Annotated in this window: 21 protein-coding genes; 7 read left to right on the top strand and 14 right to left on the bottom strand. The window is 61.3% G+C overall.

Annotated elements, in window-relative coordinates; translation table 11 throughout:
• Positions 1 to 18 precede the first annotated feature (18 nt).
• The 3 genes from I5S59_RS16295 to plsB form a co-directional block, all read right to left on the bottom strand.
• Positions 19 to 708, bottom strand: coding sequence for a DUF4197 domain-containing protein (locus I5S59_RS16295; protein ID WP_197877539.1), 690 nt, complete (start codon positions 706 to 708; stop codon positions 19 to 21).
• Between the two features lie 32 nt (positions 709 to 740).
• On the bottom strand, positions 741 to 1,139 hold the full coding sequence (locus I5S59_RS16290; protein ID WP_197877538.1) for a YbaY family lipoprotein: 399 nt from the start codon (positions 1,137 to 1,139) through the stop codon (positions 741 to 743).
• Positions 1,140 to 1,222: 83 nt separating this feature from the next.
• On the bottom strand, positions 1,223 to 3,709 hold the full coding sequence (gene plsB / locus I5S59_RS16285; RefSeq protein ID WP_197877537.1) for a glycerol-3-phosphate 1-O-acyltransferase PlsB: 2,487 nt from the start codon (positions 3,707 to 3,709) through the stop codon (positions 1,223 to 1,225).
• 218 nt (positions 3,710 to 3,927) lie between these two features.
• Here plsB and I5S59_RS16280 point away from each other — a divergent pair, with 218 nt between their 5' ends.
• Positions 3,928 to 4,137 (top strand): cold-shock protein, encoded by a 210-nt coding sequence (locus I5S59_RS16280; RefSeq protein ID WP_028942973.1) that lies wholly within the window; start codon positions 3,928 to 3,930, stop codon positions 4,135 to 4,137.
• Between the two features lie 88 nt (positions 4,138 to 4,225).
• On the opposite strand, the gene I5S59_RS16275 is transcribed toward I5S59_RS16280, so the two are convergent.
• From I5S59_RS16275 to I5S59_RS16260, 4 genes are all read right to left on the bottom strand, one after another.
• Positions 4,226 to 4,603, bottom strand: a complete 378-nt coding sequence (locus tag I5S59_RS16275) for a hypothetical protein (protein WP_128322439.1) — start codon at positions 4,601 to 4,603, stop codon at positions 4,226 to 4,228.
• Between the two features lie 19 nt (positions 4,604 to 4,622).
• Entirely contained in the window at positions 4,623 to 5,435 is an 813-nt protein-coding gene (locus tag I5S59_RS16270) for a putative RNA methyltransferase (RefSeq protein WP_197877536.1), read from the bottom strand.
• Positions 5,435 to 6,586 (bottom strand): succinyl-diaminopimelate desuccinylase, encoded by a 1,152-nt coding sequence (gene dapE, locus I5S59_RS16265; protein ID WP_197877535.1) that lies wholly within the window; start codon positions 6,584 to 6,586, stop codon positions 5,435 to 5,437. Before dapE ends, I5S59_RS16270 begins: the two co-directional genes overlap by 1 nt.
• A 224-nt stretch (positions 6,587 to 6,810) precedes the next feature.
• Positions 6,811 to 9,402: a glycosyltransferase gene (locus I5S59_RS16260; RefSeq protein WP_128322436.1), complete on the bottom strand. Its 2,592-nt coding sequence runs from the start codon at positions 9,400 to 9,402 to the stop codon at positions 6,811 to 6,813.
• Positions 9,403 to 9,691: 289 nt separating this feature from the next.
• Here I5S59_RS16260 and tcdA point away from each other — a divergent pair, with 289 nt between their 5' ends.
• Positions 9,692 to 10,516: a tRNA cyclic N6-threonylcarbamoyladenosine(37) synthase TcdA gene (gene tcdA / locus I5S59_RS16255; RefSeq protein WP_197877534.1), complete on the top strand. Its 825-nt coding sequence runs from the start codon at positions 9,692 to 9,694 to the stop codon at positions 10,514 to 10,516.
• Here the strand turns inward: tcdA and I5S59_RS16250 are convergent.
• The 4 genes from I5S59_RS16250 to I5S59_RS16235 are packed head-to-tail and all read right to left on the bottom strand — an operon-like array spanning position 10,495 to position 13,601.
• Entirely contained in the window at positions 10,495 to 10,905 is a 411-nt protein-coding gene (locus I5S59_RS16250) for a SufE family protein (RefSeq protein ID WP_197877533.1), read from the bottom strand. The genes tcdA and I5S59_RS16250 overlap by 22 nt on opposite strands.
• Positions 10,902 to 12,107 carry an aminotransferase class V-fold PLP-dependent enzyme gene (locus I5S59_RS16245; protein ID WP_197877532.1) on the bottom strand — a complete coding sequence of 402 codons (1,206 nt, stop codon included), beginning with the start codon at positions 12,105 to 12,107 and terminating at the stop codon, positions 10,902 to 10,904. The genes I5S59_RS16250 and I5S59_RS16245 overlap by 4 nt, the downstream gene beginning before the upstream one ends.
• Positions 12,108 to 12,161: 54 nt before the next feature.
• A complete protein-coding gene (dapD, locus tag I5S59_RS16240; protein ID WP_128322432.1) occupies positions 12,162 to 13,196 on the bottom strand; it encodes a 2,3,4,5-tetrahydropyridine-2,6-dicarboxylate N-succinyltransferase in 1,035 nt (344 codons plus the stop codon).
• A 42-nt stretch (positions 13,197 to 13,238) separates the two neighbouring features.
• Positions 13,239 to 13,601 (bottom strand): ArsC family reductase, encoded by a 363-nt coding sequence (locus I5S59_RS16235; protein WP_197877531.1) that lies wholly within the window; start codon positions 13,599 to 13,601, stop codon positions 13,239 to 13,241.
• Positions 13,602 to 13,833: 232 nt separating this feature from the next.
• Between I5S59_RS16235 and I5S59_RS16230 the strand changes: the two genes are divergently transcribed.
• The gene (locus I5S59_RS16230) at positions 13,834 to 15,480 is read left to right on the top strand and encodes a Na+/H+ antiporter (protein ID WP_197877530.1); all 1,647 of its coding nucleotides are present in this window, start codon (positions 13,834 to 13,836) and stop codon (positions 15,478 to 15,480) included.
• Between the two features lie 88 nt (positions 15,481 to 15,568).
• Here I5S59_RS16230 and dapC read toward each other — a convergent pair whose 3' ends face one another.
• Genes dapC through map form a run of 3 tightly spaced genes read right to left on the bottom strand, consistent with a single transcriptional unit; the run spans position 15,569 to position 20,301 of the window.
• Positions 15,569 to 16,762 (bottom strand): succinyldiaminopimelate transaminase, encoded by a 1,194-nt coding sequence (gene dapC, locus I5S59_RS16225; protein WP_197877529.1) that lies wholly within the window; start codon positions 16,760 to 16,762, stop codon positions 15,569 to 15,571.
• Between the two features lie 22 nt (positions 16,763 to 16,784).
• Positions 16,785 to 19,484, bottom strand: coding sequence for a [protein-PII] uridylyltransferase (locus I5S59_RS16220; protein ID WP_197877528.1), 2,700 nt, complete (start codon positions 19,482 to 19,484; stop codon positions 16,785 to 16,787).
• A gap of 34 nt (positions 19,485 to 19,518) precedes the next feature.
• Entirely contained in the window at positions 19,519 to 20,301 is a 783-nt protein-coding gene (gene map / locus I5S59_RS16215; RefSeq protein ID WP_128322427.1) for a type I methionyl aminopeptidase, read from the bottom strand.
• Positions 20,302 to 20,641: 340 nt separating this feature from the next.
• Between map and rpsB the strand changes: the two genes are divergently transcribed.
• From rpsB to frr, 4 genes are all read left to right on the top strand, one after another.
• Positions 20,642 to 21,376 (top strand): 30S ribosomal protein S2, encoded by a 735-nt coding sequence (gene rpsB, locus I5S59_RS16210; RefSeq protein WP_038614011.1) that lies wholly within the window; start codon positions 20,642 to 20,644, stop codon positions 21,374 to 21,376.
• A gap of 181 nt (positions 21,377 to 21,557) precedes the next feature.
• The gene (gene tsf / locus I5S59_RS16205; protein WP_197877527.1) at positions 21,558 to 22,421 is read left to right on the top strand and encodes a translation elongation factor Ts; all 864 of its coding nucleotides are present in this window, start codon (positions 21,558 to 21,560) and stop codon (positions 22,419 to 22,421) included.
• A gap of 181 nt (positions 22,422 to 22,602) precedes the next feature.
• Positions 22,603 to 23,346 (top strand): UMP kinase, encoded by a 744-nt coding sequence (pyrH, locus tag I5S59_RS16200; protein ID WP_027920035.1) that lies wholly within the window; start codon positions 22,603 to 22,605, stop codon positions 23,344 to 23,346.
• On the top strand, positions 23,343 to 23,900 hold the full coding sequence (frr, locus tag I5S59_RS16195; protein ID WP_197877526.1) for a ribosome recycling factor: 558 nt from the start codon (positions 23,343 to 23,345) through the stop codon (positions 23,898 to 23,900). Before pyrH ends, frr begins: the two co-directional genes overlap by 4 nt.
• The last annotated feature ends 13 nt before the right edge of the window (positions 23,901 to 23,913 follow it).

Genomic DNA, 23,913 nt, shown 5'->3' with positions numbered 1-23,913 from the left:
GGCTCCTGCAGAGAGCGCTTAGAGCGCGCCAAACACCTTCTTGGCCAGGCCGGTGGCTGCCGCCGCCGGGTTCTGGCGAATGCCTTCTTCCTGCTTGGCGATCATCTCGAACAGGCCGTTGAGTGCCTGTTCGGTCACGTAGCCTTCGACATTGGCGTTCTTGGCATCCAGCACGCCCAGGGTCGCGGCTTGCCCGGCGAAGCTGTTGTACTGCTTGGCCAGGCCGACCTGGTCGGTAGCTTGCTTGACGATTGGCAGGAACTTGGCGCGGATCTGCTCGCGACTGGTTTTGCTCAGGTACTGGGTCGCCGAATCGTTACCACCGGCAAGAATGCCCTTGGCATCATCGACGGTCATTTTCTTCACGGCATCGACCAGCAGCGCCTGGGCCTGCGGCACGGCAGCTTCGGCGGCCTTGTTCATGCTGGCTTCCAGTTGCTCGACCTGATCACCCATGCCGAACTGTTTCATTTTTTTTGCAACTTTGCCGAGGTTGCCCGGCAGTTCGATGCGTACGTCCGGGTTTGCGCTGAAACCACCCGGTGTGCCGAGCTGCTTTACAGCCACCTGGGCGCCTTGGGTCAGGGCATCCTTGAGTCCCCCCGTTGCATCTTTTTGCGACAGGTCGCTCAGCGACAGTGCCAGTGCGCTGGCCGAAAGCAGCAGGCCGGCACACAGGCCGGTGAAGGTGAGAGCAGGGCGAAACATGGCAGCATCCTTATCAGTAATCAGAACGGCGATCAGCGAACGGCATCGACTTTAATGCGCAGCGACTGCTGGTCCTTGCCATCGAGCGTGACACCATGGTGTTCGGTGTTGATGAACAGCAGCTTGCCGTCCAGTTCGATCCGCGCGCTGATCGCGTAGCGATGGCCTGGCTTGACCTGGGCCTGGTCATAGCTCAGGTGGAAAGGCAGCGGAACGTTGCCCTTTACCGGACCGTTCTGGCTGGCGAGGGTGACGGCGGGGGCGTCCATCAGCGAAACGTCCTGCAGACTGACACTCAACGTGGCCGCGGGTGGCAGGGCAATGCGCTGCAGGTAGAACACCTCACCGTCGAGGCTGACCTTGGAGGCGGGCGGGGTGCTGCTGCAAGCGGCCAGCAGGCCACCGAGTAGAACCAGGGACAGTTTTTTCATGTAAAGCTCCTTGAGGACGGTGCCACAGTGTCGGCGGCCGTCCAGGTAAAGTCGTATGGCTCCAGGGCACAGGCCAGTATGGACTATGCCGATGTATCGGTAGTTTCCTCGTTGCGATGCAAAGCCACCTGCCGGATCGACAGGCGAATCTCCGCCGACAACACACGTTTGGCCGCCCCCTCGGCCAACTCACTCAGTTTCTCGTGGTAGCCCAGCTTGCCGTGCGTGTCCGGACGCAACACGCCTTGCTCGATCTGGGTCTGGATGAAGTGGCGGAACAGCGTCTTGTCGAAGAACTCGGGCGCGTTCAGACCGTGCAGGATCGACAGGCGCTGGGCCATGACCACACAGAGGTCTTCGAGTTCTTCGGCGCTCAGGGTGTGCTGGCCGCTGTTGAGCAAGAGCGCGGTGGCCATGTAGAAGCGCTGCAGTGTCTGGGTAATCGCCCGGGCCAGCAGGGTCAGCAGCACGAACTGGCGTGAACTTGGCGCCGGCCGCAGATAGACGTCATTTTCGAAGCGCAGCAGGCCTTGCTCGACAAACGCCTGCAGCCATTGGTCAATCACCGCGTCCAGCTCTTCCGGGTCCCAGCGAATGAACAGCTCCGACTGCAGGTACGGGTACAAGGCCCGGGTGTACTGCAGGATCAGGTCGCGGCTCATGCGCGAGCTGCTCTGGAAGAAGCTCGCCAGCAATGCCGGCAAGGCGAAGATATGCAGGACGTTGTTGCGGTAGTAGGTCATCAGGACGGCGTTCTGCTCGTCCAGATAAAGGATTTTACCCAGGGCGTCACTCTGCTCGGCCAGCAGGTCCATGCCTTTGACGTGGCTGATCAGGGCCAGACCGTCACCCTCCGGCAGGGTGGTATGCGGCGAATAGGGCACCTGGCGCAGCAATGCCAGGTACAGGTCCAGCACGCGCGCCAGGGCGCGCTCGTCCAGAGCCAGGCGGCTGGTGGAGAGCAGGGCCAGGGCGACCAGGTTGACCGGGTTGATCGCAGCGGCTTCGTTCAGGTGGCGGGCCACCTTTTCACCCAGGCGCGAGGTGGTTTCGTTGAGCCAGGCCGGGCGGAACTGCGGGGCGTGCGACTGTTCACGCCAGCCGGGTTGCTGTTCGTCGAGGAAGGCGCCGAGGCGGATCGGTTCACCAAAGTTCACCGCCACCTGGCCAAAGCGCTGCTTGAGTGCACCGATGACCTTGAAGATGTCGAAGATGGACTCTTTCTTCTTGCTCGCACCGCGCAGTTCGCCCAGGTAGGTACGCCCTTCAAGCACCCGCTCGTAGCCAATGTAAACCGGCACGAAGACGATGGGGGTGCGCGACGAACGCAGGTAACTGCGCAAGGTGATGGCCAGCATGCCGGTCTTGGGCTGCAGCATGCGCCCGGTACGTGAGCGACCGCCCTCGACGAAGTACTCGACCGGAAAGCCCTTGGTGAACAGGGTGTGCAGGTACTCGTTGAACACCGCCGTGTAGAGCGGGTTGCCCTTGAAAGTGCGGCGCATGAAAAACGCCCCGCCGCGGCGCAGCAAGCCGCCGATGACCGGCATGTTCAGGTTGATCCCGGCGGCAATGTGCGGCGGGGTCAGACCGTTGCGAAACAGCAGGTAGGAGAGCAGCAGGTAATCGATGTGGCTGCGGTGACAGGGCACGTAGATCACCTCATGACCGGGGGCAATGCCTTGCACCTGTTCGATGTGGTTGACCTTGATGCCGTCGTAGATCTTGTTCCAGAACCAGCTGAGCACCACTTCGAGGAAGCGGATGGCGGTATAGGTGTAGTCCGAGGCGATCTCGTTGCCATAGCGCAAGGCCTGTGCTTCGGCCTTGGCCAGGGGGATTTTCTCACGCTCGGCTTCATCGGCGATGGCCTGGCGTACCAGCGGGTCGTGGACCAGGCCTTTGACCAGGTTGCGTCGGTGCGAGATGTCCGGACCGATGACTGCGGTCTTGAGGTTGCGAAAATGCACGCGCAGCATGCGTTGGGCCATGCGCACGGTGCGTTCGTGGCCCTTGTTGTGTTGCACCAGTTCGCGCAGGTGGATCGGTGCAGAGAACTGCACGCGGGTCTTGCGGCCGAGGATCAGCACGGTCAGCAGGCGGCGCAAGCGGCCGGTCACCGCCCAGCTGTCGGCAAACAGCAGTTTCCACGGGCTGGACTCGCTGGCCGGCGACTGGCCCCAGAATACGCTGACGGGAATGATCTGCGCGTCTTCTTCGGCGTGCTGGCTAACGGCATTGACCAGGCGTGCCAGGGTCGGTGGTGCGCCGCGTTTGTCCTGACGGCCCAGCCAGTCCGGCTCGGGCGTCAGGTAGAAAAACGCCGCGGGCTCCTGCAGGGTACCCACCGCAACCGGCAGTACCGGGCGCGGAAGCCCGGCTTTGGTGCATTCACGGTCCAGTACGGCCAGGTCGGTCAACGAAGGCGACTGAAGGGCGTAGAACACCGGACGGCTACGGTCCAGGTTCAGGGTGAAGGACGACTGATTGATAGTCTCGGAGCGAACCCACAAGTACAACAGGCGACGCAGGGCGCCAAAGATCAGGCGGCGCAGGGGGGAACGGGTCATACAGTGTGTGCTCTGGGTGATTTTTCGAGTGGTGGCTCAGTCGGTTAGTGTGACGTATATGCGCAAGTTCAGCAAAAAGCCGGCCGGTCATAAAAAATCTTTGTGGCCTGTCATATACTCGGTCCGCAGCTTGCAGGGTTAATCCTCAAGCTGTGTCGGCGGAGGGGTGATTCTCCGCTTGCAAGGCGATTCCAAAATAAAAATCCGGAGTAGTTCAGATGTCGTCTCGTGAGACTGGAAGTGTTAAGTGGTTCAATGACGCCAAAGGTTATGGCTTCATTCAGCGTGAAGGTGGCGCGGATGTGTTCGTTCACTACCGTGCCATTCGTGGTGAAGGGCATCGCACTCTGATTGAGGGGCAGCAGGTCGAATACAGTCTGACTCAGGGCCAGAAAGGCCTGCAGGCAGAAGACGTAATCGGTCTGTAAGCGCCGGGCCACGGGCCTAGAGCCTGGGTCCACACGCGAAAAGGCCCGTCGCCGGACGACCGGGACGGGCCTTTTCGTAGAAGCCGGTTCAGCCGGTACGCCAGGTGATTTCCTCTTCACCGTCGGCACTGATGCGGATCCAGCGGTCGGCATCTTCCTCACCTTCTTCCTCGACCCAGCTTCCCGGGGCGCAGCGCACTTCGACGTTCAGTGCAGCAAAGGCCGCGCGGGCACAGGCGATGTCGTCTTCCCAAGGCGTCTGATCGCTTTCCAGGTAGAGACTGTTCCATTTGCCTACAGCCTTCGGTAACCAGGTAACCGGAATGTTACCGGCCTTGCACTTATAGGTCTGGCCTTTCTGTACCCAGTCGCTGCATGGGCCCAGGGACTCGCCGAGCCAGGCGGCGATCTGTTTGTGATCGACGTCGGCGTCTTTGAGGTAAATCTCGATATCGGGTTGGCGCATGAAGGGGCTCCGGGTGTGCTCAGTCTTGGCGCACGAAATAATCGTAACGCATCGATACCGTGACCTCGAAAGGCTCGGCCTGCTCGATGACGCGGGCTCGTTTTTCTGCGCTGGCACGCCAGCCATGAGGGGTCATGGCCAACAGGTCGGCGCGAGACTTGCCATCGACAAGACTCAGGCGGAATTTCAGGGTTTCGCTGTGGGCGTGCTGCATGCCCGACGGGACCAGGGCCAGGTGTTTGTCGTCGGCGTAATCGCGCACCTCATCATAGAGCTTGTGGCGCAACTCGATCAGGTGTTCGTTGGTCGGGCCGACACGCATCAGGCCGCCGCCGGGAGCGAGCAGGCGCAGTGCTTCCTGCCAGTCCAGCGGGCTGAAGACACTGGCCAGGAACTGGCAGCTGGCGTCGGCCAGCGGCACACGGGCCATGCTCGCGACCAGCCAGGTCAGCGCCGGGTTGCGCTTGCAGGCGCGTTTGACCGCTTCACGGGAGATGTCCAGGGCGTAACCGTCGGCCGTCGGCAGCGCCTGCGCGATCTGTGCGGTGTAATAGCCTTCACCACAGCCGATATCCAGCCAGCGCGCAGGCGCGCGCTCGGCAGCCAGTTGCGCCAGGCGCTGGGCCACCGGGGCATAGTGGCCGGCATTGAGAAAGTCGCGGCGGGCTTCAACCATGGCCTGGTTGTCGCCCGGGTCGCGGCTGTTCTTGTGCTGCACCGGCAACAGGTTCAGGTAGCCCTGGCGGGCACGGTCGAAACGATGGCCGGCAGGGCACGCCACGCCGTTGTCGAGCGTGTTCAGCGGTGCACTGCAGAGCGGGCAGATGAGCATCAGGCAAGCAACCGGGTCAGGGTCTGGTAGTAGATCTCGGTCAGCACGTCGAGGTCACTGGCCAGAATGCGTTCGTTGACCTGGTGAATGGTAGCGTTGACCGGGCCCAGCTCGACCACCTGGGTGCCAAGGGTGGCAATGAAGCGGCCATCGGAAGTGCCACCACTGGTCGACGCCTGGGTGTCGCGGCCGGTTACGGCTTTGATGCTGGCCGACACGGCATCGAGCAGGTCGCCCGGCTCGGTGAGAAACGGCAGGCCGGACAATGCCCAGTCTACGTGCCAGTTCAGCTGATGTTTGTCGAGGATCGCCGCCACCCGCTGTTGCAGGCCTTCGACGGTCGACTCGGTGGAGAAGCGGAAGTTGAACAGCGCCGTCAGCTCGCCAGGGACGACGTTGGTGGCGCCGGTGCCGGAGTTGAGGTTGGAGATCTGGAAGCTGGTCGGCGGGAAGAAGGCGTTGCCTTCGTCCCAGTGCTCGGCTGCCAGTTCCGCCAGGGCCGGGGCGGCGAGGTGAATCGGGTTCTTCGCCAGGTGCGGGTAGGCCACGTGACCCTGCACACCGCGCACGGTCAACTTGGCGCCGAGCGAGCCGCGGCGGCCGTTCTTGACCACGTCACCGACCAGGCTGGTGCTCGATGGCTCACCGACGATGCACCAATCCAGGCGCTCTTTGCGCGCTGCCAGGCGCTCGATCACGGCCTTGGTGCCATGGTGGGCCGGGCCTTCTTCGTCGCTGGTGATCAGAAACGCGACTTTGCCGCGGTGGTTCGGGTAGTCGGCAACAAAACGCTCGGTCGCCACGACCATTGCCGCGAGGCTGCCTTTCATGTCGGCGGCACCACGGCCGCAGAGCATGCCGTCAGCGTCGATCAGGGCATCGAACGGGTCGTTCTGCCAGGCCTGTACAGGGCCGGTGGGAACGACGTCGGTGTGACCGGCAAAGCACAGTACCGGGCCGTCCTGGGTGCCGTGGGTGGCCCAGAAGTTGTCGACGTCTTCGATACGCATCGGCTCAAGCATGAAACCGGCATCGCCCAGGCGTTGCATCATCTGTTTCTGGCAGTCGGCGTCAACCGGGGTCACCGAGGGGCGACGAATCAGGTCGCAGGCCAGTGCGAGGGTAGGCGAGAGGTCGGCTGGGGCCGTCATTGAAGGAACTCCGGGGGCAAGGCAGGGGCACGAATTCGAGGGGCGTTATCTTATAGCAATTCGGCGGGAGTGAGGACTGTGGATCGATGCTGTCTGTCCGGGCCTCATTGCTGGCAGGGCCCGCTCCCACAGGTGGGGTGTATGTCATCACAGTAGGCTGGGTGTATGACATTCCTGTGGGAGCCGGCCTTGCCGGTAAAAGGGCGGCAAGGCCGCCCAGAAGGTCAGGAGGCCTGCGCCGGTTGAGCGGCATCCACGGGCTTGGGCAGCGACGACAGCATCGCCATGATCAGCGCCGCCAGGTATGGCAGCGACTGCACCAGCAGCATGGTCACCCAGAAGCGCATGTCATTGCTCGGCAGCCCCTGGACCAGGTAGATACCGGCTGCGGCGCTCCACAGCAGCAACATGATGAACAGCTCTTCACGGGCTTCGGACAGGGCCACCATGAAGCCATGGCTGTCGGCGTTCTTCGGCGTGCGGAAGAACGGAATGCTCGAGGTGAAGAAACCGTAGAGCACAGCCTTGGCAATGGTGTGCGACAGCGCCAGGCCAGCCAGGGCTGCGGCGAAGGCGTCCTTGAGGTTGACCCCGACCGCGCGGCGGTAGAGGAACACAATCTTGCCAACCTTGAACACGAACAGCGCCAGCGGCGGGATCGCGAAGATCAGCAGGGGCGGATCGACCCGTTGCGGCACGATGATCATCGCTGCCGACCAGAGCAGGGCGCCGACGGTGAAGAAAATGTTCATGCCATCGGCAATCCACGGCAGCCAGCCCGCGAGGAAGTGATAGCGCTGGCCACGGGTCAGCTCGGTGTCCTTGCCGCGTAGCAGGCTGGCGGTGTGGCGCTTGATGATCTGGATGGCGCCGTAGGCCCAGCGGAAGCGCTGCTTCTTGAAGTCGATAAAGGTGTCGGGCATCAGGCCCTTGCCATAGCTTTCGTGCGAATAGGCTGCGGAATAGCCCTTTTCGAACACGCGCAGGCCCAGCTCGGCGTCTTCACAGATACACCAGTCGGCCCAGCCCAGCTCTTCAAGCACCGAGCGCCGGGTCATGGTCATGGTGCCATGCTGGATGATCGCGTCACGATCGTTGCGGGTCACCATGCCGATGTGGAAGAAACCCTTGTATTCGCTGTAGCAAAGCTTCTTGAAGGTGCTTTCGTTCTGGTCGCGGTAGTCTTGCGGCGACTGCACCACGGCGATTTTCGGGTCGGCGAAATGCGGCACCATGTGCTTGAGCCAGTTGCGGTCCACGCAGTAGTCCGAGTCGATCACCGCAATCACTTCGGCGTCCTTGGCGGTGTGCGGAATCAGGTAGTTCAGCGCACCGCCCTTGAAGCCGGCCAGCGGCGAGACGTGGAAGAACTTGAAGCGTTCGCCGAGCATCTCGCAATGCGCCTTGATTGGCTCCCACACCGCAGGGTCTTTGGTGTTGTTGTCGATGATCAGCACTTCGTAGTCCGGATAATCCAGCGCCGCCAGAGCATTGAGGGTCTGTTTGACCATCTCGGGGGGCTCGTTGTAACACGGCACGTGCACCGAGACTTTCGGACGGTAGGCGCTGTCGGCCTGCACCGGCAGGAACTCGCGGCGACGTTTGTGAATCCACACCGCCTCGGCCAGTTCGTGGGCTTCGGTCAGCAGGACGATGAATACCCCCAGCGCGCCGAGCGCGAGCAGGAAGCCCACCGTCAGGCTGAACCAGGTGCTGTACTGCTGGCTGTAGTCATAGCCGATCCACACCAGCACCGAGCCACAGAGGAAGGCAATGAACGTCAGGAAGGTGCGGCCCCGTTGGCGCAGGGCCGAGCCATCGATCAGCAGCAAGGTCAGCGAGAGCATCGCCAGTACAACCGAACCTACGGCCAGCACACGCCATTGAGGAATGGCCACTACCGGGCCTTCGAAGTTGAACTTTTGTTGGCGGGCTGCGTTGAACACGCCCCAATAGGCGCCCACCGAGCCTTCGTCACTGGCCTTCCAGGGTTGGTCATAGGCTTCGATGACGAAGTAGTTGTAGCCCCGGCGGTTGAGCTGGTTGACCAACGTGCGCAGGTAGATCGCCTGGTCGGCCTGGGTTGCATCGGCACCGCCACGCATGCGGCCGTTACTCGGCCAGCCGACTTCGGACAGCAGCAGCGGTTTGCGCGGGAACAGTTGCTTGAGGTCGCGGGCACGGTCGAGTACGAACTGGCCGGCGTCCTTCATCGGGATGAATTCCCAGTACGGCAGGATGTGCGCCGCAATCAGGTCGACGTGCTTGGCCAGTTCCGGGTGTTCTTTCCAGATGTGCCACTGTTCACTGGTGGTCACCGGTACTTTCACTGCCGCACGCACACGGTCCAGGTACTGGATCAGTGCCTCGGGGGTGATTTCCTCGCGGAACAGGGCTTCGTTACCGACCATTACCCGTACCACGCTGCGTGAACTGTTGGCCAGTTCGATCGCCTTCTGGATCTCTCGCTCGTTTCGCTCAAGGTCCGGGCTGATCCACACGCCGAGGGTCACCCGCAGGCCGAACTCTTCAGCCAGGCGCGGAATGTCGGCCTGTGTGCCTTCGACGGTATAGATACGAATACTGTCGGTCAGCTTGCTCAGTTGTTCGAGGTCCTGGCGCAGTTCATCCTCAGTGGGATACTGACCCTTTTGCGGGCTTTCTCCGAGGCGGAACGGCGAGTAGGAGAAGCCGGAAATCTGCTCCGGCCAGTTGGGGGCGGAAACCGGGCGGTTGATCAGCGCCCAGAACCCGGTGAATAGCGCGGCAATGGCCATGACTATCACCAGGTTGATACCAAATTTACGCGATGACATAGATAGTACGGGTTCCGAAGGGTGGAACGGGCGAGCGCCTCGGGGCGCGGATTCTGCGCTTTACACGCCTATGCTGTGTAGGAACAGTTCGGCGACAGTAGGTTAGATTGACTTCAAGCGTTGAAGTTCTTGTGCCCGTGCAGTTGTCGTCCAGGACTAGGGGTTACGCCCCACATTAAAGCAGGATTAGCGCCGACTTTACCAATTACTGCTGGGGTTCCGGGTTCAAGCAGGGTGGCATCGGGCCCCAAGAGGCCTATAATGCGCGCCGGTTTTTTGGGGTATGGCCATGAGTACAGATGATCCACGCTTTGCCGGTGTTGCCCGGTTGTACGGCGACAACGGTTTGCAGCGCCTGCGCGAAGCCCATGTGGCTATCGTCGGTATTGGCGGCGTTGGCTCCTGGGCTGCCGAAGCCATGGCCCGCAGTGGTGTGGGTGAAATCTCCCTGTTCGACCTGGACGACGTCTGCGTCAGCAACACCAACCGTCAGTTGCACGCCATGGAGGGCAATATCGGCCGCTCCAAGGTTGAAGTGATGGCCGAGCGCCTGCGTGCGATCAACCCGGCGTGCACGGTGCACGCAGTGGTGGACTTCGTTACCAAGGAAACCTTGCCTGAGTACATCGGCGAGCACATCGATTGCGTGATCGACTGCATCGACAGCGTGATGGCCAAGGCAGCGTTGATTGGTTGGTGCAAGCGGCACAAGGTCACCATCATCACCACCGGTGGCGCCGGTGGGCAGATCGACCCGACCCAGATTCAGGTCGCCGACCTCAACAAGACCTTCAACGACCCGCTGGCCTCGCGGGTACGTTCGACCTTGCGCCGCGACTACAATTTTTCCCGCACGGTCACCCGCAACTACAGCGTGCCGTGCGTGTTCTCCACCGAACAGCTGCGCTATCCCAAGGGTGACGGCAGTGTCTGTCTGCAGAAAAGTTTTGTCGGCGAGGGCGTCAAGCTCGACTGCTCGGGTGGCTTTGGTGCGGTGATGATGGTGACCGCGACCTTTGGCATGGTCGCGGCAAGCAAGGCCGTGGAAAAACTGGTGGCTGGTGCCCGGCGGCCGTCCGAGCGCAAGCAGGTTCAGGCCTCAGCGGCAAGCTGAGCCATGCGCTGCAGCACGGCATTAAGGCCGTTGCTGCGCGAGGGTGAGAGCTGGCGGCCAAGGCCCAGCTGGTTGAACCAGCCGGGTAAGTCCAGCTGTTGCAGTTCGCGGCTGGACAAGCCTTCGACCCTGACCAGCAGCAACGCCAACAGGCCTCGAATGATCCGGGCGTCGCTGGCGCCTTTGAAGCGCCACTGCCCCCCATGCTGTTCCGCTACCAGCCATACCTGGCTTTCACAGCCGTGGACGCGGTTGGCTTCACACTGTTCTGCCGCCTCCAGTGGGGGCAGGCGTTCCCCCCATTGCATCAGCAACCGTGCCCGTTGCTCCCAGCCTGCGGCCTGTTCGAAGCTGTCGAGTGCCGCCTGGGCGTGATCGTTCAGGCTCATCGCAATAGCTCCAGGGCCTGGTCCAATGCCGCAAAGAAGCGTTGCAGGTCGTCGGAGTCGTTGTACAGCGCCAGCGAGACGCGGATCGCGCCGTCCAGCCCGAGGCTTTTCAGCAGCGGCATGGCGCAATGGTGCCCGGCGCGCACGGCGATGCCCTGTTCAGTCAGCATGTGAGCGAGGTCGGCATTGTGCACGCCGTCGACCACGAAGCTGGCCAGGGCGCATTGCGGTGTGCCAAGCAGGCGAATGCCTTCGCGATCGTCCAGGCCGCGCAGTAGCTGGCGATGCAGGCTCGCTTCGTGGGTGGCGACCGCGTTTTCATCCAGCCCTGCCAGATAGTCGAGGCTGGCACCCAGTGCTATCACGCTGGCGATGGGCGGGGTGCCGGCCTCAAAGCCCAGTGGTGCCGGGCGGAAGCTGGCACTTTGATAGTCAGCCACCTGCACCATCTCGCCACCGAACTGCCAGTGGCGCAGCCGTGCCAGTGCCTCGGTACGGCCGTAAAGCACGCCGAGCCCATCAGGGCCGTACAGTTTGTGGCTGGAGAATACGTAGAAGTCGCACCCGAGTAACTGCATGTCCTGGCGAGCGTGGACCACACCCTGTGCGCCGTCGACGACGGTGAGGGCGCCTTGAGCCTGCGCATGGGCCAGCAGTGGCGAAAGCGGTTGCCAGGTGCCCAGGACGTTGGACAGCTGGCTCACCGCCAGCAGCCGCGTACGTGGGCCGATCAGTTGCAAGGCGACGTCAAGATCGATCACGCCATGGCTGTTCAATGGCAGCACGATTAACCGCAGCCCACGACGGTGGGCCAGTTGTTGCCAGGGCAACAGGTTGGCGTGGTGCTCCACGGCACTGATGACGATTTCGTCGCCTGCCTCGAACAACGACTCCAGGCCATAGGCCAGCAGGTTGATTGCCGAGGTTGCACCATGGGTGAAAATGATCTGTTGCGGATCGCTGGCATTCAGCCAGCTGGCAACCTTTTCCCGGCTGCGCTCAAAGGCCTGGGTAGCCAGGGCGCCAGGAAGGTGTTGGGCACGGTGCACATTGGCAGCACCATGGCCGTAATAATGGCTCAGTGCATCGAGCAGCAGTTGTGGTTTTTGCGTGGTTGCAGCGTTGTCCAGGTAGGTCTGGTGCTGCCGTTGCAGGGCGGCGATGGCCGGAAAATCGGCGCGCCAAGGGGAGGGCTGAAACATGATGATCGAACCTGAATATCGGGCCTGGCGGTAAGCCAGACCCGATGGTACCACTTAGTTGTGGGCGTGCAGCGCTTCGTTCAGCTCGATCGCCGACTTGTGCGTCTTGCATTCCACGGCACCGTTCAGCGAGTTGCGGCGGAACAGCAGGTCGGTCTGGCCGGCCAGGTCACGTGCCTTGACGACTTTGACCAGTTGGTTGTTCTCGTCCAGCAGGTTCACCTTGGTGCCCGCAGTGATGTACAGGCCTGCTTCGACGGTATTGCGGTCACCCAGCGGGATACCGATACCGGCGTTGGCGCCGATCAGGCAGCCTTCGCCCACTTTGATCACGATGTTGCCGCCGCCGGACAGGGTGCCCATGGTCGAGCAACCGCCGCCCAGGTCCGAACCCTTGCCGACGAACACGCCAGCCGACACGCGGCCTTCGATCATGCCAGGGCCTTCGGTGCCAGCGTTAAAGTTGACGAAGCCTTCGTGCATGATGGTGGTGCCTTCGCCGATGTAGGCGCCCAGGCGCACACGGGCGCTGTCGGCGATACGCACGCCGGCAGGTACGACGTAGTCGGTCATTTTCGGGAACTTGTCCACCGAGAACACTTCCAGCAGTTCGCCCTTCAGGCGAGCTTCGAGTTGTTGCTCGGCCAGTTCCGCCAGGTCGATGGCACCCTGGCTGGTCCAGGCGACGTTTGGCAGCAGCGGGAAGATACCGGCCAGGCTCAGGCCGTGCGGCTTGACCAGGCGGTGCGAGAGCAGGTGCAGCTTCAGGTAGGCTTCCGGAGTGGACGTCAGCGCAGCGTCTTCGGCCAGCACGGTTGCCACCAGCGGTTTGTTGCTTTCGGCCAGGCGGGTCAGCAGTGCAGCCTGGGCAGCGTCGACACCCTTGAGGGCGTCAGCCAGCTGTGCAGCTTGGGCATTGCTGAAGGCGATGGCCTGGTTGCCACCTTCGTAACCCAGCACAGGCGTGATGGCAGCGACCAGTTCGGCGCTTGGCTGGATCAGCGGTTGGGCGTAGAAAACTTCCAGCCAGGCGCCTTGACGGTTCTGGGTGCCGACACCGAAGGCCAGGCTGAACAGGGTAGTGGACATGCAGTTACCTCTTGCGAATTAGAGTGAAAGCGTGACGCCGCGTTATTGAAGGGCGGCTGCGTACAGGTCCGGCTTGAAGCCGACCAGGGTCCGCTCGCCGAGGTCGAGTACCGGGCGCTTGATCATCGACGGTTGGGCCACCATCAATTCGATGGCCTTGGCCTGGTCGAGGTCGGCCTTCTGGGCGTCTTCGAGCTTGCGGAAGGTGGTGCCAGCACGGTTGAGGACGGTTTCCCAGCCATGCTCGTCGCACCAGCGGGTCAGGCTGGTACGGTCGATGCCTTGGGTCTTGTAATCATGAAAGTCGTAGCTCAGGCCTTGGTCTTCCAGCCAGGTACGGGCTTTCTTCATGGTGTCACAGGCCTTGATTCCATAAAGGTGCAATGGCGTGTCGCGTTTGGTCATGTCTTGCCCCTCCTGGGAAAAATTGGTGAAGGATTATGCCACGGTCAACCGGTTTGGGTTGGCCTTGCCGGGGCACTTTGTAGCATTGTGTTACAGGTTTCGGCACCTTCTGCGACTTTTGTGCAGCGGTGCGTCAGCAGCCTGAACGGCTACTATGTCGATTCAATGGCAATGTCCAGAATGGGCAGACGATGCGCCATTGATCGTGCATGAATTGAAAGGAACACGCCGTATGCAGTCAGCCTACACCGTTCTCATCCTGCTGATGCTGGTGAGTGTCTCCAAACTTGTCGGTCGCGTGATACCACTGCCGTTGCCGTTGGTGCAGATCGCCGCAGGGGCGCTACTGGCCTGGCCGACCCTGGGGCTGCACGTGGCGCTGGATCCCGAACTGTTTCTGTTTTTGTTCCTGCCTCCGCTGCTGTTCGCCGATGGCTGGCGCATGCCCAAACGCGACCTGTGGCGCCTGCGTGGCCCGATTCTGACCCTGGCCGTGGGCCTGGTGCTGTTTACGGTGGTCGGTGCCGGGTACTTCATCCACTGGATCCTGCCGAGTATTCCCTTGCCGGTGGCGTTCGCCCTGGCTGCAGTGCTGTCGCCCACCGATGCGGTGGCGGTTTCGGCCATTACCCAGGACCGTTTGCCGACACCGTTGATGCATATGCTTCAGGGCGAGGCGCTGATGAACGATGCGTCGGGCCTGGTGACCTTCAAGTTTGCCCTGGTGGCGGCGATTACCGGGGTGTTTTCCCTGGCCGAGGCCAGCGTCACTTTTGTCCTGGTGGCTGTCGGCGGCCTGGCCATCGGTGTGGCCCTGAGCTGGCTGGTGGGGCGCTTGCGTGCGTGGATGATCGCCCGTGGTTGGGATGACCCGGCCACTCATGTGGTGTTCATGTTGTTGCTGCCGTTTGCGGCCTATGTACTGGCCGAGCGTCTGGGGGCTTCGGGAATTCTTTCGGCCGTGGCCGCCGGCATGATGCAAAGCTGGCTTGACCTGCTGCCGCGTCAGACCAGCACCCGTCTGCTCAACCGCAGTGTCTGGTCGCTGCTGGAGTTCAGCTTCAACGGCCTGATTTTCCTGCTGCTGGGCCTGCAACTGCCTGACATCATCAAGGCGGTGACCAGTCACGAAGCATCGCTGTGGCCCACTCTGATGTGGCGCTGCCTGGATGTCGTGGCGATCTTTGCGGTGCTGCTGGGGCTGCGGTTCGTCTGGGTGCAGAGCGTGTGGCGCCTGATTGGCGTGATCCGGCGCTGGCGCGGCAAGGAAGACCTGGTGTTGCTGCCCAATGCCCGCTCGGCCTGGCTGCTGACCGTGGGTGGGGTGCGCGGTGCGGTAACCCTGGCGGGTGTAATGTCGGTGCCGTTGCTGATCAGTGCCGGAAAGGCGTTCCCTGAGCGTGACTTGCTGATTTTCATTGCCGCCGGCGTGATCCTGCTATCGCTGGTATCGGCGGTGATTGCCTTGCCGTTGTTGTTGCGTGGTGTGGCCCGCAGTCCGGACGATGCCTTGCGCCAGGAAGCCAAAGAGGTCTGGCGGCGTACGGCTGAGGCGGCGATCCACGCCCTCGAGGCTGAAGAACTGGCCGAACCCGGTGCGCCACAGGATGCGGCTCAGGCTGCGCTGGCAGCGGAACTGAAGGCGCGTCTGATGGCTGAGTACCGGCATCAACTGGAAAACTTCAACGACAGCGCCGAGGCCCAGGCCCTGGCCGAACAGATGGACCAGCTGGAGCGGCGTTTGCGCCTGCGTGCGCTGCGGGCACAGCGCCTGGAACTGTACAAGCTGCATCGCCATCATCAGGTGGGGGATGATGTGGTCAGACAGGTGCTGGGTGAACTGGACCTGAGTGAAGCGAATCTGGGGCCGGTGAAGTAACCCCGTAGGCGCTGGCTTGCCAGCGATGGCACTGCCCGGTACTGAAACCTGGGTGATGCCATCGCCAGCAAGCCGGCTCCTACGTGCGTCAGCCCTTCAGAAACGCGCGAATGCGCTGCGCCGCTTCCACGCACTCGGCCAACGGTGCCACCAGTGCCATGCGTACACGCCCGGCACCCGGGTTGACGCCATTCACTTCCCGCGACAGGTACGAGCCCGGCACCACGGTGACATGCTCGCCTTCGAACAGGCGGCGACAGAATTCGGCATCGTCCATCGGTACCTTGGCCCACAGGTAGAAGCCACCGTCCGGGCGCTGGACGTCAAGGACAGGCGCGAGGATTTCCAGCACCGCGTCGAACTTCTCGCGGTACAGGTCACGGTTGGCCAGTACGTGCTCTTCGTCATTCCAGGCGGCAATGCTTGCCAGCTGGGTCTGCACCGGCATCGCGCAGCCGTGGTAGGTGCGGTACAGCAGGAACGGCTTGATGATCTCGGCGTCGCCAGCGACAAAGCCCGAGCGCAGGCCCGGCAGGTTGGAGCGCTTGGACAGGCTGTGGAACACCACGCAGCGCTTGAAGTCGCTACGCCCGAGTTCCACGCAGGCGCTGAGCAGGCCTGGCGGCGGGCTTTGCTCGTCGAAGTACAGTTCGCTGTAGCATTCGTCGGCAGCAATCACAAAGTCGTGCTCGTCAGCCAGGGCAATAAGCTTTTTCAGGGTTTCCATCGGCACCAAAGCGCCGGTCGGGTTGCCGGGGGAGCAGAGGAACAGGATCTGGCAGCGCTTCCAGGTCTCGGCCGACACCGCGTTGAAATCCGGGTTGAACCCGTTGTTGTCCAGGCACGCCAGGTAGTGCGGCGTGGCGCCGGCCAGCAGGGCTGCGCCTTCGTAGATCTGGTAGAACGGGTTGGGGCTGATCACCAGGCCATCGGCCTCGCGGTTTACCACGGCCTGGGTGAAGGCGAACAGCGCTTCACGGGTACCGTTGACCGGCAGTACATGCTTGTCTGCATCCAGCCAGCCGCTCGGCACGTTGAAACGACGCTCGCACCAGCGGGTAATGGCCTGACGCAGTGCCGGCAGGCCGACGGTGGTGGGGTACACCGCCATTTGCGACAGGTTGTCGGCCAGGGCCTTGGCGACGAACGCAGGCGATTCATGCTTGGGCTCACCGATCGACAGGGCAATGGCGCGTTTGTCGGCGGCAGGCTGGACGCCGCCGAGCAATGCCCGAAGTTTCTCGAACGGGTAGGGCTGAAGCTGGAGCAAATCGGTGTTCATCGGCACAAGGTCTCGTCAAACGTTAAATGGTCAGGCGGGAAACAGAAGCCACGGTGGCCTGGTCGACGCGTAATTGCTCGACGATGGCATCCTGCAGGCGGCTGCACAGCTGGGGGTCGGACAGCGGCTGGTTGTCGGCGTCGGTGATGAAGAACACGTCTTCAACCCGCTCGCCGAGGGTGGCGATCTTGGCATTTTGCAGCGACAGGTCGAACTCCAGGAAGATCTTGCCGATCCGCGCCAGCAGGCCCGGGCGGTCGGGGGCATTGAGCTCGAGAATGGTCACCGGGCGCTGGGCGTCGTTGTGGATGGTGACTTGCGGTGCAAAGGTGAAATGCTTGAGTTGACGCGGTACCCGCCGCTTGATGATGGTCGGGTAATCGTCCGGATTGCGCAGGGCTTCGGTCAGGCCGTCGCGAATCTCCTTGACGCGCTGCGGATTGTCGCCGATCGAGCCGCCATCGTTGTCGAGCACGATGTAGGTGTCGAGGGTGAACTGGCTGCTCGAGGTGATGATGCGGGCGTCATGGATGTTCAGGTTGAGCTGGTCCATGGCCGCCACGGTCACGGCGAAGAAGTCGTGCTGGTCGGGGGCGTAGATGAAAATCTGCGTACCGCCCTCGAACTCGCGTTGCGTGGTTTCCTTGATCAGTACCAGCGGGCCACCGTCGGCGGGTTGCTGGAGGATGGCGTCGCTGTGCCAGGCCACGTCGGCGGCGGTGTGGCGCAGGAAATAGTCATCGCCCAGTTGCGACCAGAGTTGTTCGACGTCGTCCGGGTCGGTGCCTTCGCGGATCAGGATGTCCAGGGCGGAAGTCTGCGTCTGGCGGATCTGCTCTTCGCGGTCCAGCGGGTTCTCCAGGCCGCGGCGCAAGGCGCGCTTGGTCTCGGTGTAGAGCTGGCGCAGGAGGCTGGCACGCCAGGAGTTCCACAGGCTGGGGTTGGTGGCGTTGATGTCGGCCACGGTCAGCACGTAGAGGTAGTCCAGGCGGGTTTCGTCACCCATTTGCTGGGCGAAATCGTGGATCACCTGCGGGTCGGACAAATCCTTGCGCTGGGCGGTGGTCGACATCACCAGGTGGTTTTGCACCAGCCAGACGATCAGGCGACTGTCCCAGACGGGCAACTGATGGCGTACGCAGAAGGCCTGGGCATCGACCGCGCCGAGTTCCGAGTGATCGCCTTGGCGGCCTTTGCCGATGTCGTGATAAAGCCCGGCCAGGTAGATTAGCTCGGGCTTGGGCAGGCGCCCCATGAGCTTGCTGGCGAGCGGGAATTTCTCCGAGACCGGCGTGTACTGCAATTTGCGCAGGTGCTTGATCAGGTTCAGGGTGTGGGCATCAACCGTATAGATATGGAACAGGTCGTGCTGCATCTGCCCGACAATCAGGCCGAACTCCGGCAGGTAGCGGCCGAGGATGCCATAGCGGTTCATGCGCCGCAGGTTTCGGTGAATGCCGATTTCGCACTTGAACAGCTCGATGAACAGGCTGGTATTGCGGATATCGTTGCGAAATTCGTCGTTGATCAGGTGCCGGTGCTCGCGCAGCAGGCGAATGGTGTCGGCACGCACCCCTTTGATCTCCGGGTGCTGGGCCATCAATACGAAGATTTCCAGCATGGCGAACGGCGTACGCTTGAACACGTTCGGGCGTACCGCCTCGATGTAGCCGTCGTGCAGTCGGAAACGGGCATTGAGCGGCTGCGTGCTACCACTGTCATCATCGAGGATGATTTCCTCGAAGTGCTGGATGATCAGGTCGCTGAGCTCGGCGATGCTCATCACCACCCGGTAGTACTGCTGCATGAACTGCTCGATGGCGCGCTTGGGGTTTTCATCGGCAAAGCCGAGCAGGGCAGCAATACTGCGCTGGTGATCGAACAGCAACCGGTCTTCGGCGCGGCCGGCAAGCATGTGCAGGGCATAACGGACCTTCCAGAGAAATTCCTGGGAGGACGCCAGCAAGGCGTTTTCGCTTTCCAGCAGGAAACCTTCCCCTGCCAATGCGTGCAGATTGAGGGTGCCGTACTGGCGCCGGGCAATCCACAGTACCGTCTGGATGTCGCGCAGGCCGCCGGGAGAGCCTTTGACGTTGGGCTCAAGGTTGTATTCGGTGTCGTTGTACTTGTGATGCCGGGCTTTTTGCTCGGCACGCTTGGCCAGGAAAAACTCCTTGCTCGGCCACATGTGTGCGGTGCTGGTGACCTCCAGCATGCGCAGGCGCAGACGCTCGGGGCCGGCGATGGTGCGGCTTTCCATCAGGTTGGTAACGACGGTCAGGTCGGCACGAGCCTGCTCGGCGCACTCGTCGATCGAGCGCACGCTCTGGCCGACTTCCAGGCCGATGTCCCAGAGCAGGGTCAGGAAGCGTTCGATCGAGTCGCGAAACACCTCGTGATCGGCGCTGTCGAGCAGGATCAGCAGGTCGATGTCCGAGTGAGGGTGCAATTCACCCCGGCCGTAGCCACCGGTGGCGACCAGGGCAATGTCGGCTTCATCGCTCCAGTCGAACTTGTTCCAGGCCTGCTGCAGGATGTTGTCGACGAACCAGGCACGGTCCTCGATCAGCCGGCGGATCTCGCGGCCCTCGCGAAACCGTTTGTCGAGTACTTCGCCCGCCTGACGGATGGCTTTCTTGAAGGCTGCGATAGGGCTAGCCTTGAGGGCCAGTTCCGCCTGGAACTGACCACGATCGAACAGCTCGGGATCCACCTGGGGCATCGAGTGACTTTCCTGTTTGGCTTTCCTGTTTGAATCAGGCCGACGTGCGGGGAATGGTGTCGTCTTTGCGCAGGGTGAAAATCTCGTAACCCGTGGCGGTGACCACCAGCGTGTGTTCCCACTGCGCCGAGAGCTTGCGGTCCTTGGTGATGGCGGTCCAGCCGTCGCCCAGTACCTTGGTATCGGCACGGCCCTGGTTGATCATCGGCTCGATGGTGAAGGTCATGCCTTCCTTGAGCTCCATGCCGGTGCCAGCACGGCCGTAGTGCAGAATCTGTGGCTCTTCATGAAACACCTTGCCGATGCCGTGACCGCAGAACTCGCGGACCACCGAAAAACCGTTCTTTTCGGCGTGCTTCTGGATCACTTCACCGATATCGCCCAGGCGGCAGCCGGGCTTGACCAGTTCGATGGCCTTGTACATGCATTCCTGGGTGACCTGGGACAGGCGCTCGGCCCAGACCGGCACGTTGCCGACGTGGAACATGCGGCTGGTGTCGCCGTGGTAGCCATCCTTGATGACCGTGACGTCGATGTTCAGGGTGTCGCCATCCTTGAGCGGCTTGTCGCCCGGGATGCCGTGGCACACCACGTGGTTGACCGACGTGCAGATCGACTTGGGGAAGCCCTTGTAGTTGAGCGGGGCCGGAATTGCCTTCTGGACGTTGACGATGTAGTCGTGGCACAGGCGGTCGAGTTCTTCGGTGGTGACACCGGGCTTGACGTGCTCTTCGATCATCTCCAGGACTTCGGCGGCCAGGCGGCCGGCGACGCGCATCTTTTCGATGTCTTCGGCGGTTTTGATGGTAACGGTCATTGCAGGCTCTCTACGGCGCATCGAAGCGCGAATATTCTGGGAAAGGCCGAATTCTACCAGAGCAGTGCCCGCTTCGGCGGCCACGACTGTGATACAGCCTTTATATAGGGGCATTCTGGCGCGATTAGCGCACGGGTGCAAAAGCAGCTGGCAGACATTGTTAATTCGGGTTCCGTTTGGCCTGCTTCTGTGATATAAAATGCGCCGCTTTGCGGGGATAGCCCCGAAAGCTTAAACCCACACACGTGTCGACACGATGACCTGGGTGCCTTCGATCTACGGATCCTGGGTTGGTCATTGGGATACGTGGAGGCCCAACCCGACTTATCAAGGAACTATCATGTCCCAAGTCAACATGCGCGATATGCTGAAGGCCGGTGTGCACTTCGGTCACCAAACCCGTTACTGGAACCCGAAAATGGGTAAGTACATTTTCGGCGCGCGCAACAAGATTCACATCATCAACCTTGAAAAAACCCTGCCAATGTTCAATGACGCACTGACTTTCGTCGAGCGTCTGGCCCAGGGCAAAAACAAGATTCTGTTCGTCGGCACCAAGCGTTCCGCTGGCAAGATCGTTGCTGAAGAAGCAGCACGTTGCGGTTCGCCGTACGTCGATCATCGCTGGTTGGGCGGCATGCTGACCAACTACAAAACCATCCGTGCTTCGATCAAGCGTCTGCGCGACCTGGAAACCCAGGCCGAAGATGGCACCTTCGCCAAGCTGACCAAGAAAGAAGCCCTGATGCGCTCCCGTGATCTGGAAAAACTGGATCGCAGCCTGGGCGGTATCAAGGACATGGGCGGCCTGCCTGATGCCCTGTTCGTGATCGACGTTGACCACGAGCGCATTGCTATCACCGAAGCCAACAAGCTGGGCATCCCGGTCATCGGCGTTGTCGATACCAACAGCAGCCCGGAAGGCGTTGACTACATCATCCCAGGCAACGATGACGCCATTCGCGCCATCCAGCTGTACATGGGTTCGATGGCTGACGCCGTTATCCGTGGCCGCAACAACGTTGCCGGCGGCACTGAAGTTTACGCTGAAGAAGCCGCACCAGCTGCTGAGTAATTGACGCCTGGCGTCTACTCGGCACGCAAAAAGGGGGCTAGGCCCCCTTTTTGCCACCTTGAAATCCTCCTGTCAGCATCGCCGTTGCAAACTGCATGTGTGCTGGCACTGGATTTACAGATTTGAACGCCCGTCAAGTATCGGGTGGAATGGTTGAAAACCTATCCAAGAGGAATTTGAAATGGCAGAGATTACTGCAGCGCTGGTCAAAGAACTGCGCGAGCGTACCGGCGAAGGCATGATGGACTGCAAGAAAGCCTTGACCAAGGCTGGCGGCGACATCGAAAAAGCAATCGACGACATGCGTGCTTCGGGTGCCATCAAGGCCGCCAAGAAAGCTGGCAACGTTGCTGCTGAAGGCGCCATCGCCATCAAGGCCGACGACAAGTCCGCCGTCCTGCTGGAAGTGAACTCGCAGACCGACTTCCTGGCTCTGCAAGACGACTTCAAAAACTTCGTCGCTGAAAGCGTTGAACAGGCTTTCGCCGAGAAGCTGACCGATGCCGCTCCGCTGATCGCTTCGCGTGAAGCTGCTCGTGAAGCGCTGGTTGCCAAAGTTGGCGAAAACGTCAACATCCGTCGTCTGGTACGTGTTGAAGGTGACGTTGTCGGCACCTACCTGCACGGTAACAAGATCGGTGTTGCTGTTGTCCTGAAGGGCGGCGACGTCCAGCTGGCCAAAGAAATCGCCATGCACGTAGCTGCAAGCAACCCTGAGTTCCTGAACCCATCGGAAGTCTCCGCTGAAGCAATCGAGCGCGAGAAGGCTGTATTCATGCAGCTGAACGAAGAGAAGATGAAGGGTAAGCCTGAGAACATCGTCACCAACATGATCGACGGTCGTATCAAGAAGTTCCTGGCTGAAGCTTCGCTGGTCGAGCAAGCTTTCGTCATGAACCCGGAAATCAAAGTTGGCGAACTGGCCAAGAAGGCTGGCGCTGAAATCGTTTCCTTCACCTACTTCAAAGTCGGTGAAGGCATCGAGAAGCCAGTCGACAACTTCGCTGAAGAAGTTGCCGCACAGCTGGCTGCTGCCAAGCAATAAGACGGATTTACATCTGTCGCCCCGAAGAGGCTGCCCGCTCACGCGCGCAGCCTCTTTGTCAAAGCGAGGACGGTTTACGAGACCGCCTTTCGCTGGCGCAGTCGCTGCGCCACGCTTAGAGTTACGCGCAGGCTGAAAACAGCCCGCCAGATTTTTACAAACGCCGCAGGAGAGATTCGCAATGGCTCAGCAGGGCAGTGGTCATCAAGCTCGCTATAAACGCATTCTACTCAAACTTAGCGGCGAGGCCCTGATGGGCTCGGAAGAGTTCGGGATCGACCCCAAGGTCCTGGATCGCATGGCGCTGGAAGTCGGCCAGCTGGTCGGTATCGGCGTCCAGGTAGGCCTGGTGATCGGTGGTGGCAACCTGTTCCGTGGCGCAGCGCTCAGTGCAGCTGGCATGGACCGCGTTACCGGTGACCACATGGGTATGCTGGCAACGGTAATGAACGGCCTGGCCATGCGCGATGCGCTGGAGCGTGCGAACATCACCGCCATCGTCATGTCCGCCATCTCCATGGTCGGTGTGACCGATCACTACGACCGCCGCAAAGCGATGCGTCACCTCAATGCGAAAGAAGTTGTAATCTTCGCTGCCGGCACCGGCAACCCGTTCTTCACCACAGACTCCGCCGCTTGCCTGCGCGCCATCGAAATCGATGCCGACGTGGTATTGAAGGCAACCAAGGTCGATGGTGTATACACTGCAGATCCATTCAAAGACCCGCATGCCGAGAAGTTCGATCATCTGACTTACGATGAAGTACTGGATCGCAAGCTGGGCGTAATGGACCTGACGGCAATCTGCCTGTGCCGCGACCACAAGATGCCGCTGCGCGTCTTCAACATGAACAAGCCCGGCGCCCTGCTGAACATCGTGCATGGCGGCGCTGAAGGAACTCTGATCGAGGAAGTTCAAAAATGATCAACGAAATCAAGAAAGACGCCCAAGCGCGGATGCAGAAATCCCTGGAGTCTCTGGCTTACGCGTTCGGCCAGATTCGTACCGGCAAGGCACACCCGAGCATCCTGGCAAGCGTGATGGTGCCTTACTACGGTGCCGACACCCCGATCAGCGGTGTTGCCAACGTCACCGTGAAAGATTCGCGCACCCTGCAGGTCGTGGCTTTCGAGCGCAACATGCTCGCAGCCGTTGACAAGGCCATCCAGAGCGCCGGTTTGAATCTCAACCCGACCAACCTGGGTGAGTTGCTGCTGATCACCATGCCAGCCCTGACTGAAGAAACCCGCAAGGGCTTCACCAAGCAGGCACGCAGTGCCGCCGAAGACGCTCGCGTTGCTGTGCGCAACATTCGCCGCGATGCTCTGGGTGAACTGAAGAAGCTGGTCAAAGACAAGGAAATCAGTGAAGACGAAGAGCGTCGTGCCATCGCTGATATCGACAAGCTGACGAAAGATACCGAGGCCCAGATCACCAAGGCCACCGAAGAGAAAGAAAAGGACCTGATGGCCGTTTAAGGGTCGGGACTTT

Source organism: Pseudomonas alkylphenolica (genome assembly GCF_016009175.1).
Lineage (GTDB): Bacteria > Pseudomonadota > Gammaproteobacteria > Pseudomonadales > Pseudomonadaceae > Aquipseudomonas > Aquipseudomonas alkylphenolica_B.
This window is presented reverse-complemented; position numbering and strand designations above follow the sequence as displayed.

Excerpts from the sequence above, each read along its gene's own strand:
- I5S59_RS16230 (WP_197877530.1), top strand. The coding sequence starts at position 13,834 with ATGCAGTCAGCCTACACCGTTCTCATCCTGCTGATGCTGGTGAGTGTC.
- I5S59_RS16250 (WP_197877533.1), bottom strand. The coding sequence starts at position 10,905 with ATGAGCCTGAACGATCACGCCCAGGCGGCACTCGACAGCTTCGAACAG.
- I5S59_RS16245 (WP_197877532.1), bottom strand. The coding sequence starts at position 12,107 with ATGTTTCAGCCCTCCCCTTGGCGCGCCGATTTTCCGGCCATCGCCGCC.
- I5S59_RS16235 (WP_197877531.1), bottom strand. The coding sequence starts at position 13,601 with ATGACCAAACGCGACACGCCATTGCACCTTTATGGAATCAAGGCCTGT.
- I5S59_RS16260 (WP_128322436.1), bottom strand. The coding sequence starts at position 9,402 with ATGTCATCGCGTAAATTTGGTATCAACCTGGTGATAGTCATGGCCATT.
- dapC (WP_197877529.1), bottom strand. The coding sequence starts at position 16,762 with ATGAACACCGATTTGCTCCAGCTTCAGCCCTACCCGTTCGAGAAACTT.
- map (WP_128322427.1), bottom strand. The coding sequence starts at position 20,301 with ATGACCGTTACCATCAAAACCGCCGAAGACATCGAAAAGATGCGCGTC.
- I5S59_RS16270 (WP_197877536.1), bottom strand. The coding sequence starts at position 5,435 with ATGCTCATCTGCCCGCTCTGCAGTGCACCGCTGAACACGCTCGACAAC.
- rpsB (WP_038614011.1), top strand. The coding sequence starts at position 20,642 with ATGTCCCAAGTCAACATGCGCGATATGCTGAAGGCCGGTGTGCACTTC.
- tsf (WP_197877527.1), top strand. The coding sequence starts at position 21,558 with ATGGCAGAGATTACTGCAGCGCTGGTCAAAGAACTGCGCGAGCGTACC.
- pyrH (WP_027920035.1), top strand. The coding sequence starts at position 22,603 with ATGGCTCAGCAGGGCAGTGGTCATCAAGCTCGCTATAAACGCATTCTA.
- dapD (WP_128322432.1), bottom strand. The coding sequence starts at position 13,196 with ATGTCCACTACCCTGTTCAGCCTGGCCTTCGGTGTCGGCACCCAGAAC.
- tcdA (WP_197877534.1), top strand. The coding sequence starts at position 9,692 with ATGAGTACAGATGATCCACGCTTTGCCGGTGTTGCCCGGTTGTACGGC.
- frr (WP_197877526.1), top strand. The coding sequence starts at position 23,343 with ATGATCAACGAAATCAAGAAAGACGCCCAAGCGCGGATGCAGAAATCC.
- I5S59_RS16280 (WP_028942973.1), top strand. The coding sequence starts at position 3,928 with ATGTCGTCTCGTGAGACTGGAAGTGTTAAGTGGTTCAATGACGCCAAA.
- I5S59_RS16290 (WP_197877538.1), bottom strand. The coding sequence starts at position 1,139 with ATGAAAAAACTGTCCCTGGTTCTACTCGGTGGCCTGCTGGCCGCTTGC.
- plsB (WP_197877537.1), bottom strand. The coding sequence starts at position 3,709 with ATGACCCGTTCCCCCCTGCGCCGCCTGATCTTTGGCGCCCTGCGTCGC.
- I5S59_RS16275 (WP_128322439.1), bottom strand. The coding sequence starts at position 4,603 with ATGCGCCAACCCGATATCGAGATTTACCTCAAAGACGCCGACGTCGAT.
- I5S59_RS16220 (WP_197877528.1), bottom strand. The coding sequence starts at position 19,484 with ATGCCCCAGGTGGATCCCGAGCTGTTCGATCGTGGTCAGTTCCAGGCG.
- I5S59_RS16295 (WP_197877539.1), bottom strand. The coding sequence starts at position 708 with ATGTTTCGCCCTGCTCTCACCTTCACCGGCCTGTGTGCCGGCCTGCTG.
- dapE (WP_197877535.1), bottom strand. The coding sequence starts at position 6,586 with ATGACGGCCCCAGCCGACCTCTCGCCTACCCTCGCACTGGCCTGCGAC.